This window comes from Methylobacterium mesophilicum, assembly GCF_036441335.1.
In the GTDB taxonomy this organism is placed as follows: domain Bacteria; phylum Pseudomonadota; class Alphaproteobacteria; order Rhizobiales; family Beijerinckiaceae; genus Methylobacterium; species Methylobacterium mesophilicum_B.
This window is the reverse complement of sequence record NZ_MLBW01000028.1, coordinates 209,284-219,640: the sequence shown is the minus strand read 5'-3', so window position 1 is coordinate 219,640 and position 10,357 is coordinate 209,284. Positions and strand designations below refer to the sequence as shown.

At 70.7% G+C, this 10,357-nt stretch carries 8 protein-coding genes and 1 tRNA gene; 6 read left to right on the top strand and 3 right to left on the bottom strand.

From position 1 onward, the window contains the following. On the top strand, positions 1-719 hold a 719-nt coding region (locus MMR14E_RS19165), incomplete at its 5' end, for a hypothetical protein (RefSeq protein WP_331316443.1). Positions 720-777: 58 nt separating this feature from the next. Here the strand turns inward: MMR14E_RS19165 and MMR14E_RS19160 are convergent. Both MMR14E_RS19160 and MMR14E_RS19155 read right to left on the bottom strand, forming a co-directional pair. Continuing rightward, positions 778-1,821, bottom strand: coding sequence for a MaoC family dehydratase (locus tag MMR14E_RS19160; protein WP_331316441.1), 1,044 nt, complete (start codon positions 1,819-1,821; stop codon positions 778-780). Between the two features lie 12 nt (positions 1,822-1,833). Next, positions 1,834-2,136, bottom strand: coding sequence for a YggT family protein (locus MMR14E_RS19155; protein WP_010684838.1), 303 nt, complete (start codon positions 2,134-2,136; stop codon positions 1,834-1,836). Between the two features lie 123 nt (positions 2,137-2,259). On the opposite strand from MMR14E_RS19155, the gene MMR14E_RS19150 reads away from it, so the two are divergent. From MMR14E_RS19150 to MMR14E_RS19130, 5 genes are all read left to right on the top strand, one after another. After that, positions 2,260-2,335: transfer RNA gene (locus MMR14E_RS19150), tRNA-Ala, on the top strand. A 444-nt stretch (positions 2,336-2,779) separates the two neighbouring features. Beyond that, positions 2,780-4,012, top strand: a complete 1,233-nt coding sequence (locus tag MMR14E_RS19145) for a hypothetical protein (protein ID WP_331316439.1) — start codon at positions 2,780-2,782, stop codon at positions 4,010-4,012. Positions 4,013-4,282: 270 nt separating this feature from the next. After that, entirely contained in the window at positions 4,283-6,253 is a 1,971-nt protein-coding gene (locus MMR14E_RS19140; protein ID WP_331316437.1) for a S8 family serine peptidase, read from the top strand. 84 nt (positions 6,254-6,337) lie between these two features. Then, the gene (locus tag MMR14E_RS19135) at positions 6,338-7,264 is read left to right on the top strand and encodes a hypothetical protein (RefSeq protein ID WP_331316435.1); all 927 of its coding nucleotides are present in this window, start codon (positions 6,338-6,340) and stop codon (positions 7,262-7,264) included. Positions 7,265-7,698: 434 nt separating this feature from the next. Beyond that, positions 7,699-9,105, top strand: coding sequence for an MFS transporter (locus MMR14E_RS19130; RefSeq protein ID WP_331316434.1), 1,407 nt, complete (start codon positions 7,699-7,701; stop codon positions 9,103-9,105). A 276-nt stretch (positions 9,106-9,381) separates the two neighbouring features. Here the strand turns inward: MMR14E_RS19130 and MMR14E_RS19125 are convergent, their stop codons facing one another. Then, positions 9,382-10,257, bottom strand: coding sequence for an alpha/beta hydrolase (locus tag MMR14E_RS19125; protein ID WP_331316433.1), 876 nt, complete (start codon positions 10,255-10,257; stop codon positions 9,382-9,384). Positions 10,258-10,357 lie beyond the last annotated feature (100 nt).

The following is a 10,357-nucleotide window of genomic DNA, read 5'->3' as shown; positions in this document are numbered from 1 at the left end:
CCTACGCGGCCTCGGGTGCCTATATCGACCGGATGTCCGACTACTGCGCGTCCTGCGCGTACGACGTGAAGGTCAAGGKTGGCGGCATGAGCAGACGCGCCGATTCCCGTCCGTTCCGCCGCCTCGCGGCCGGCCTCGCGCTCGGGGCCTGCTGGCTCCCGGCCGACCCCGCCGCCGCCCAGGCGCTGTTCTGGCCGTCCATCGGCTTCGCGCCGCTGCCCTCCTTCGCGTGGCCGCAGATGCCCGAGGACGCGTACGGCCGCTGGACCGGCTCCTACGCCCGCCTGTCGACCGGCTACGCGGTCAGCACGTCCCGGCATTTCGGCAGCTATTCGGGACCGACCATCGGGTTCGAGGGCGGCCGGATGTGGCAGGAAGGCCCGATCCTCTACGGTATCAGCGGCGGGTTCGATTACCTGGCCGGCCTCGGCGGCAACCTCACGCCGGGCTACGGGCGCCTCGCCTATTCCAACGACTTCGCCGGATCCCTGGAGGTGAAGGTCGGCACCCTCGTCGCGCCGGACGTGCTGGTCTACGCCAAGACCGGCGCCCTGGCCCTGCACCAGACGCTGCGCGTCGGGCCGACCCCGGGATCGCTGCCGTTCACGCGCCAGGACATCGCGGTCCGGCCGGTCGCCGGCGTAGGCGTCGAGTGGGCGGTCACGGACCGCCTGTCGCTCGCCGTCGAGGCGGGCGTGGTCGGCGGCGGGATCCGCTGAGGCGCCCCGCCGGAACCGCCGCGCGGCGGCGCCGGCCGGGGTGCCGGAGCGCGGCCGCCTATTTCGGCACGAACGCCCAGTAGTCGAGGTCGAGGATCACCGCCGGGTCGTAGCCGTCGCCGGCGCGGTCCGGGAAGGCGCCGCAGGGCTGGTTCTTGGTGGCGACCGTGCGCAGGCGCAGGAGCCCGACATCGTCGCGGCCGACATCGGCGGTCGCCAGCACCTCGCTCCAGGCATAGACCGTGTCGCCCGAAAACAGCGGCGCCACGTGGCGGCCGGCGTTGATGCCCGCGAGGGCGAAGGCGTTGCCGAGCCCGTTGAAGCTCAGCGCCCGCGCCAGCGAGATCACGTGGCCGCCGTAGATCAGGCGCCGGCCGAAGCGGGTGTCCTTGGCGGCGAGCCCGTCGAAATGCACCTTGGCGGTGTTCTGGAACAGGCGCGTGGCGATCTGGTGCTCGGCCTCCTCGACGGTCATGCCGTCGACGTGGTCGATCTTCTCACCCACCGCGTAGTCCGCGAAGCGGTGCGGGCTGCCGGCGAGGTCGGTGTCGTAGGCGGCGGCCGACAGCTTCGGCAGCGCCCCCGCGAGGTCCTGCGGGTCGACCACCTTGGCGAGGCTCGGCACGTGCTCCTCGGCGATCGCCGCCTCGGGGTCGCGCTTGCGCACGAGCACCCAGCGGCAATAGCTCAGCACGGTCTCGCCGCGCTCGTCGGAGCCCACCGAGCGGACGTAGACCACGCCGGTCTGCCGGTTCGAGCTCTCCTTGAGGCCGATCACCTCCGACACGGTGGAGACCGTCTCGCCCGGATAGACCGGCCGCCGGAACCCGCCCTCGGCGTAGCCGAGATTGGCCAGCGCGTTGAGGGAGACGTCCGGGACGGTCTTGCCGAACACCATGTGGAAGGTCAGCAGGTCGTCGAGCGGGCTCTTCGGGTAGCCGATGGCCCGGGCGAAGGCGTCCGACGACTGCACGGCGAAGCGCGGCCCGTAGAGGCCCGTGTACAGCGCCACGTCGCCCACCGTCACGGTCCGCGGGGTGGCGTGGCGGATGGTCTCGCCGAGGCGGAAATCCTCGAAGAAGCGGCCGGGATTCGTCTTCACGGGCGGGCGGTCCTACTGCGCGTAAACGTAGGTGGCGGGCACGGCGTACTCGTGCAGCAGGCGGCTGATGAACAGCAGCAGCAGGATCAGGATGATCGGCGAGATGTCGACGCCGCCCAGGTTGGGCAGCAGGTTGCGGATCGGCCGCAGCACCGGCTCGGTCAGCCGGTAGAGCACCTCGCCGATCTGCGCGACGATCGGGTTGCGCACGTTCACCACGTTGAACGCCACCAGCCAGCTGAGCACCGCGCTCGCGATGAGGACGTAGATGAAAAGCTGGACGACCGTGTCGAAGAGCCAGATCAGGGCGTTCATGCGGGTCCGCGCGTATCCTTCGGGGCGCCCGCACCCGAGCGCCGGAGCGGCGCGCGGCGGGCGACGTTGAAACAGGGAATTGACAGGCCGAGCCGCCCGCGCCTACAAGGCCGGCGCCTCGACGGGGCTGTAGCTCAGATGGGAGAGCGCCGCAATCGCACTGCGGAGGTCAGGGGTTCGAATCCCCTCAGCTCCACCACTTATTTCTGACGGGAAATAAGTGAGTGGCATCAAGGCCTTGTTGGGCCATTATTCCCTGATAAATCCCGATAAATCCCAGGCGGCGTCGCGTGTTATCCCAGAGCGCGCCGCGACTGCTCCTCCGAATCTCCGGCCCGGCGCCGCCGCCTCACCGGGGCGGGAGCATCGGTTCCGACGTGGGGTCGACCAGCCCTGCCCGACCGACGCCGGTCCCGGCATGCCTCCCGGCACGACCCGGGTGATCGAACAACCCGAGGCTAGCGCAACCTCGGCCGCTCCACCGCAGGCCCGGCCGAGCTTGCGGTTGGAGCACGGGATTCCCAACTCCGATCGGCCCGGACGCCGCGGCCATAGGCAGAGTGCGGAGGTCGCGCGCCCAGAACGATTTGTTGATGGAATCGTTGTCCTGTCTAATGCTCGCGTCGAATCGGGGAGTGGGTTGATGTCCCTCGAGCGCAGAGCCCTGCTCGGAAGGCTCGCTGCCTGCGCCGCTTTGGCGGCGTCGGTTGCCCTTTCCCCATGCGTGGGCCCCGCGAGGGCCGACGAGGCCAGCCAGAAGTTCACGCGTGAACTCGGCGACAGGCTCGCGACGTCCAATATCGGCTGGATCGGTCTCGACGTCGCGGACGGCCAGGCTCTCGGCTCCACGAAGCTCGTCACGAAGGAGGATGGAGGCGCGGTCAGCGCTTCGGACTCCAGAGTGGCCGAATTCATCGCCCGGGTCTTGCGCCCTGCCGCCGTGAGCGCCGTGCCGCGCCCCCGCGCCACCATGTCCCGGGAAGCCTACCTCGCCGGGGCGATCGCTTGGTCTCTGGGGAGTGGGGCGACGAGCGTATTCGTCCCACATGAATTCGTCCCGGACGCGCTCGACTTCGACGATGCGCTCTGGAAAGCGATCGGCGCGGCGTGGGAGAAAGGGGTTCCCCTGTTGACGGACGCGGCCGAGGCCCGGTCCCCGGCAGGGTTCGTCCCGGTCGCGGTGCGCCCGGGCGAGGCCGCATCCTGTCCGGAGGCCCGGGATCGAACCTACGCGTCGCCGACCGTCCTGTGCGCCGAGCCCGCCCTGATCGAGGACTGGGAGCGGATCTTGGAAACGCGCACGGCCCTGGTCGGCGCCTACGCCAGCGCCATCGCAGGACTCTCCAGCCCGTCGAAGCGGCCGGGCGCCGGGCTGGCGCGCGTCAGATCGCTGGTCTGGGCGCAGTCCGTGTTTCCGAAGCTGAGCCGTCCCGAGGAGCACTCGGCGGTGCGTTCGTACTTCGTGGCCCTCGACGCCGAACCCGCCGTCACGCTCGGAAGCGCGACGGTGCCATGGTCGACGCGGCTGGCCGACCTTCCCCGCGCCATCAGTCGCCGCGGCACGCTTGGCCCCGCCACCGGTCCGGGCGCCCAGATCCTGCTGATCGCGAACGAGCGGACGCGGGCGGCCGATCTCGTCTCGCTGGAGAGGATGCTCCGGGTCCTCACGTTGCAGGTCGCCCCGGCGCCCCAGAGCTTCGTGTCGTTTCGCCTTCCGCCGGACACCGCTCCCGCGGAGCGCGAGTTCGTGATGACGGCCCTGCGGTCGCTGCAGGGCAGCGGCCCCGACGACCTCTTTGCCGAGGTGGTGGCTGATACCCTGATCCGCATCAAGTCCGGCAATGCGGATCTTCTCGCCGTGGTCCCGCCCCGCTGATATAAACCGCGTGGCGTTCCGCCGCCGCGGGCGCGTCAGGCGACACTCGGCATGCACCATTCCGAATCTTCGAGCCGGGGCCTGGCCGCGGCTGTGCTCGCGCTCGCTCTCGCCATTCCGGGTTGGCCCCCGGCGGCGCGAGCCGCCGAGCCCTACGCGGACATCGCGCGTACCCTGGAAACCGCTTTTCCCGGGGCGCAACGGCGCTCCGGAGCCTACCTTTCGAGCGGATTCGTCGCCGACCGCACGAATGCGACGATCGCGGCTGCCGTGCCGCAGGCCAAGCCCTTTCAGGATATCCAGGCCGAGATCGGTCGCCTCAGCGAGATCCGCGGCCAGTTGCAGTCGCAACTGGCCCCCGTGCACACCGCGGCTCGGCCGGCGGACACGCCGGCTTCGGCGGGCTGGGTGACCGGATCGGTCGAGGGCCCCTTCAAGGACAGCTTTTCCGCGACCATCTCGCAGGTGGAGACCGCGGCGGTCGTGGCGCAGCTCGATCGGACGATCTCGAATCTGCGACGCTCTACGCGGGAGATCGGCCAGGCGAAGGCCGATCGGGCCAAGCTGCCGCGCGCGGTCCTGCCCGCCCAGGGCATCCCGGTCCAGAAGGCGACCGTCCTCGTCCTGTTCGACGCGGGTGCGTCCCAGGCCGCCATCGAGGGCCTGCTGAAGCGCTACCGCCTGCACGTCGTCAGGACCGTTCCGAAAATCGGGTTGGCGGTTCTCCAGGCGAATGGCCCGACCGCGGCCGACGGCTTGGCAGCCCAGACCGCCGGGCCGGAGAAAGATCTCGTCGCGCGGCTGCGGAAGGAGCCGGGCGTCAGCGCGGCCGGCCTGAACGTCGGCCTGCAGACATCGGTCCTGCCGGGCTCGTCGGCGACATCCGGCGTCGGGCCGGACGGGCGCGAGATCCGATGGGACTGGGCGGACGCACCCGGATCGCCGTCCGCGCGTGGGCTGGACGGGAACTGGTGGCAGAAGGCGATCCGCCTTCCGGCGGCCTGGAACCTCTTGGACGCCATCCGGCGGAGGGGCAGCGCGCACGTGAAGGTCGGCGTGCTGGACGTGGGGTTCGCCGCCCACGAGGATCTCTCCTTCCAGATCAAGGGAGACGCCCAGCCCGCGGCCGCCGACAACCATGGCAATCACGTCGTCGGAATCATCGGGGCCCGGTTCGGAAACAGGATCGGCGTCGACGGCGGGGCGCCCATGGCCGACATCGTCGCCGCAGCGCCCCAGAGCTTCGAGTACGGGGCCGACACGTTCCTCGTTCTGAGCGAGGTCGTCGGCGAGCTGGTCGACATGATCGACACCAACCCGGACATGCGGGTGATCAATCTCAGCCTCGGGTACAACTGGGTCGCGAACTATCAGCGGACCGCCGATACCGACACCGAGGTCCAGCGGCAGGTCACCGCCCACGGCCTCATCGTCCGGCGCGTCGCCGAGATGGCGGCCCGCCACGGCGTCGTCATCGTCGCCGCCGCCGGCAACGACTCGAACCCGGTCTTCGACATCCCGCCGGTTTCCGCCCGATACGCGAGCCCGTTCAATTGGGCTGCCCTCAGCTCCTCCCCCGCAGCTGCACCGACCGAGAACATCGTCGTGGTCGAATCCGTGGGGCGAAACCGGCGGAGATCCCTGTTCTCGAACGGCGGCGGCCACGTCGCCGCACCTGGGGAAGCGATCCTCAGCACCTTCGCGTCCATCGACGGCGAGCCGAGCCCTCGCGCCTATGGGGTGGAGAGCGGCACCTCGATGGCAGCGCCGCAGGCCACCGCGATCCTGGCGCTGATGTTCGCCTACAACCCGGGGCTGACCGCGGCACAGGCCGTCGCGATCCTGAAGAGGACCGCCATGCCCCGCTCGGATGGCGCCCCGATCGTCGACGCTTTCGCGGCCCTCTTGGAGGCGCGGCCCGACTCGCTGGTCGATCTGGCCGACCTCAACGGCGACGGGGTCGTCGACATGCGCGACTTCAGTCTCTTCAGGCTCGCCGTTCGCCAGGTCGAGGGCCGCTCCGACATCCCGGCGGCGGACCTCAACGGCGATGGCGCCATCTCGGCGGACGAGAACGTGTGGCCGCGGTGCGACCTCAACGGCAGCGGCCGCCTCGACCAAGCCGATACCGACGCGCGCATGGTCAGGGGCGAGCGGATGACCGACCTCGACGTGATGGCCAAGGCTTGGTCCGATCCCGGGACCCCCGCCCAGGCCCTGCGCGCACTCCTGAGGCAGTGACGGCGCCGCGCGGCAGCCCCGCGGCCACTTGCGGGGCCGTCTGGAATCCGCTGGGATGCGGCATCGGCAAACTGCGGAGTATTCATGAGGCGGAACCTGATCGCGATCACGGCGGCGTGCGCGATGGCGTGCGGGATCGGCGCAAGCGTGCGGGCCTTCGCCATGGCGCGCCCGCCGGCCGAGGCGGTCACGGCGCAGATGGACGAGTACCGGCGCGTGCTGCTCGCCTATTTCAAGGGCCAGGACCTGCTGCCGATCGTGCTCGCGGCCGGCCAGAAGCCCGGCGACGTCTTCGACGTGCGGCAGTGGGGCGTCCTGCGGGCGCGGTCCGAGGAATGCTTCCCGACCCTGGCGCAGCCGGAGCCCGTGCCCTCGACCCTCGCGTTCACGTTCAGCGTCGATTCGACGAAGGCCAACCTCGCCCTGGGCCTGGACAGGATCGCGTCGCTCGGGCTGGGCGCCGGCTTCGACCAGACCGTCGTCGTCCGCTACACCGACGCCAAGATCCGCAGCGTGTCCCAGGAGGCGTTGCGGCGCTCGGTCTCCGACGCCTGCCCGGACGTTAAGGCGGTCGTCAACCAGGCCTCGATCCCGATCGTCGCCGACAAGCCGCCACCCCTGCTGGCCGTGGTCGGCAGCCTGGTTACCGCCAAGCGGCAGGTCTTCATCGGCGCCCAGGGAAGCGTCGACGTGAAGGCCTCGGCCGACCAGCTGACCACCCTGCTCGCCTCAACCGGGGTCGGGGCCGCGCTCAAGGTCGCCGGGCTGGAGCCCAGCGCGAGCGCCGCCCTGGGGTTCGCGACGAAGAAGGGCGTGCTCGTGACCTCGGATGACGAGGCGGCTGTCGCCTTCCTCCCGGCATTTCTTCCCGAGACGGTGTTCGGGGCGATGCACGGATCGCCGGCCCAGGGTGCAGCCGACGTCCGGTGGAAGGATGTCACGGCGGACAGCGAGGTCGACAGGCAGAGGCTGCGGTCGCTCGTCGACGCCGCCCTCCTCCAGCCGCGTTAGCCGCGAGCGCAGGATCGCGCGGGCCCCTCATTCAGGTCTGATGCCGGGGCTAGCTGCCAGGGCCTGCGCGAACGCTTCTCGGACCTGCACCCCAATAAATCTCTCGGGCTCCGCCTCCGACGACGTCGCCAAAACCTGACCGGTCGTCCGGCGAGGTGCCCGAGGGTGCCGCTGGGCGCGGGACGGGTTGCAAGCCCACCGGCCCGGGCCGGAAGTGCCTCGCCCGAGTCGGATGCGCCTGCACGGTACTCCTCGCAGGCCGCCCCGGGACCACAGGTGGTCCATCCCTGGTGAGCAGGCTGCAGGGTCTAAGGTGTGAGCAATCGCACAGACATGCGCGCCAATCAGGCACACGGGATCGCTTGGGCGGGCCGCGCGGCGTCGGGACGCGACCGCACCCGGCATTCCCATCCCGATGCGAGCGCTGCAACCGGATGGCGTCCCTATCTTCAACGACCGGCGCCCTCGTCGAGGACGGTCTGCCATCCGGGCAACGCGCACGCGCGATGATCGCGGTCCTGACCGGGGTGGCGCTCGCCACGCTGGACACCGCCATCGCGAACACCGCCCTGCCCACCATCGCGGCCGATCTCGGGGTCGATCCAAGCGCCTCGGTCTGGATCGTGAACGCCTACCAGCTCGCCGTGGTGGCGACGCTGCTCCCCATCGCGGCGCTCGGTGAGATCGTCGGGCAGCAGCGGATCTACATCCACGGCCTCATCCTTTTCACGGGCGCATCCCTCGTCTGCGCCCTGGCCTGGTCCCTGCCGACGCTGGTCGCGGCCCGCGTGCTCCAGGGGGTCGGCGCGAGCGCCCTCATGGCGGTCAACATCGCGCTGATCCGGTTCATCTACCCCGCCCGCCACCTCGGCCGCGGCGTCGGTCTCAACGCGTTCGTGGTCGGGGTCGGCTTCGCGGTGGGCCCGACGGTCGCGTCCCTGATCCTCGCCGTCGCCCCTTGGCCGTGGCTGTTTGCCGTCAACGTGCCGATCGGCCTCGCCGCCCTGGTCCTGGCTAGGTCCGCGCTGCCAGTCACCGGGCGCTCCGGACACGCGTTCGATTTCACGGGTGCCGTCCTCACCGCGGCCACCTTCGCGCTCCTCGTGCTCGGCCTGGGCGAGGCCGCTCACGGCGGCCCCCTGTGGCGCACCCTGTCGGAGGTGGCCGGCGGGCTCGCGTGCGGCGCGATCCTCCTGCGCCGGCAGGCGGGCCATCCGGCGCCGATGCTCGCCGCCGATCTCCTGACGCGGCCGCTGTTCGCGCTCTCGGCCGCGACCTCGGTCTGCTCGTTCGCCGCGCAGGGACTCGCCTTCGTGTCGCTGCCGTTCCTGTTCCAGCACGCGCTCGGACGCTCGCAGGTCGAGACCGGGTTCCTGATGACCCCGTGGCCGGTGGTGGTCGCGTTGATGGCTCCTCTCGCCGGACGCCTTTCGGACCGCTTCCAGCCGGGCCTCCTCGGCGGGATCGGCTTGGCCGTCCTGGCTGTCGGCATGGCGCTGCTCGCGACGCTGCCGGCTGATCCGGGCGTCGCGGCGATAGGCTGGCGCATGGCGGTGTGCGGGGCCGGATTCGGCTTCTTCCAGGCGCCGAACCTGCGCGCCATCATGACGAGCGCGCCGCCGGCACGTTCCGGCGGCGCGAGCGGCATCGTCGCGACCGCGCGGCTCCTCGGCCAGACCATGGGCGCCGCGCTCGTCGCGGCCTGTTTCGGGATCTCGGACGCCCGCGGACCGGCCCTGGCGCTCGGGCTTGGCGCCGCATTCGCGGGCGTCGCGAGCGTGGTGAGCTTCCTGCGCCTCACGGTGCGTCCCGGGACGGACACGGCGGGGCGGTCGGCCTAGCGCGGCTCAGGCAGATGAATGGCGGCCCCGGTCGCCACCCAGCGGGGCAGATCCGTCGGCCGCTTCCCATATCGCTCTGCGGGGGGACTTCCGGATGTCCTGTCCCTTGCGTGGGAGCTGAACCCCGACCTGTCGTCGACGACCGTGCACGCGGTTCATCGGCTCGGGGTTCCAGGGCAGGACGGTGCATCGACGGGCCAGATCATCCAACCGCGCCGATACGACCCGGCCCCGGAAGCCTTGAGGCCCGCGCGGGCGCCTGCGGCGCCCGGCCCCTCATCGAGTGGCGTCAATCCGCCGGAGGATGGCTTCGGCAAAATCCCGGGCTGCCTCGAGCGGTGCGAAATGTCCGGCCCCGGGCAAGAATCGAAGCTCGAAATCGGTGAAGAACTCGTCGAGCCGATCGCTCCACGCCGTCGGGAAAAGCGGATCGTGCTCGGGCCAGAGCACCGTCGTCGGGGTGGTCGCCCTGCCTTCCGGGGCCGGCGTGACCTCGCGGGCATACGCCGTGATGGGATTGCCGTCATCGTGCCGGAACCAGGAAATCCCGGCGGTGAAGGCGCCTCTCGCCGCATGCATCTCGGTCAGGTGGTCGACCAGTTCCTCCCGGACGGTCGAGCCGGGGCCGGACCATGTCTCGAGACAGTAGCCGAGCAGCGCGCGGATCGCCTCGGGGCGGCCGTCGAACACCTCCTCGACGAGACTGGTCCTGAACAGGGTTGCATGGAAGAAGGCCTGGACCGCATCGGGGGTCAGGATGCGCCGCCCGGCGCCCGGGAGCGGCGGCGAAAGCACCAAAGCCCCGACCAGGTCGGGGCGCTTGGCGGCGATCGTCTGCACGACGAAGCCCCCGATGTCGTATCCGACCAGCACCGCTTTCCTGATCCGGAGTTCGTCCATCAGAGCGGTCACCGCCCTCACCTGCCCGTCCCGCGAGAAGGCGTCGGGTGGTCCGTCAAGGTGCTTGTCCGAACGACCGAAACCCCGGAGATCGGGTACGATGACGTCGGCCGCGTGCGCGATCTCCGGCACGACCTTGGCGTACTCCGAACCATCGCCGGGCGAACCGTGGACGGCGACGACCGGATACCCCTCCCCGCGCCGTTCGTAGTACAGCCTGTATCCGTCGATTGCGCTGGCAAACGGCATCATCGCCCTCCTGGGTCCGGGCGGCCTGCCCGCCGCGATCGATCCTGCCCCCGCGGCGTTTCCCGTCGGGCGGTCCGCTGTCCGGTCCTGACGAGCGGTCCGA

What these genes read in the sequence shown, in the direction of transcription:
- MMR14E_RS19130 (WP_331316434.1), top strand. Translation starts at nt 7,699, where the DNA reads ATGGCGTCCCTATCTTCAACGACCGGCGCCCTCGTCGAGGACGGTCTG.
- MMR14E_RS19135 (WP_331316435.1), top strand. Translation starts at nt 6,338, where the DNA reads ATGAGGCGGAACCTGATCGCGATCACGGCGGCGTGCGCGATGGCGTGC.
- MMR14E_RS19145 (WP_331316439.1), top strand. Translation starts at nt 2,780, where the DNA reads ATGTCCCTCGAGCGCAGAGCCCTGCTCGGAAGGCTCGCTGCCTGCGCC.
- MMR14E_RS19155 (WP_010684838.1), bottom strand. Translation starts at nt 2,136, where the DNA reads ATGAACGCCCTGATCTGGCTCTTCGACACGGTCGTCCAGCTTTTCATC.
- MMR14E_RS19125 (WP_331316433.1), bottom strand. Translation starts at nt 10,257, where the DNA reads ATGATGCCGTTTGCCAGCGCAATCGACGGATACAGGCTGTACTACGAA.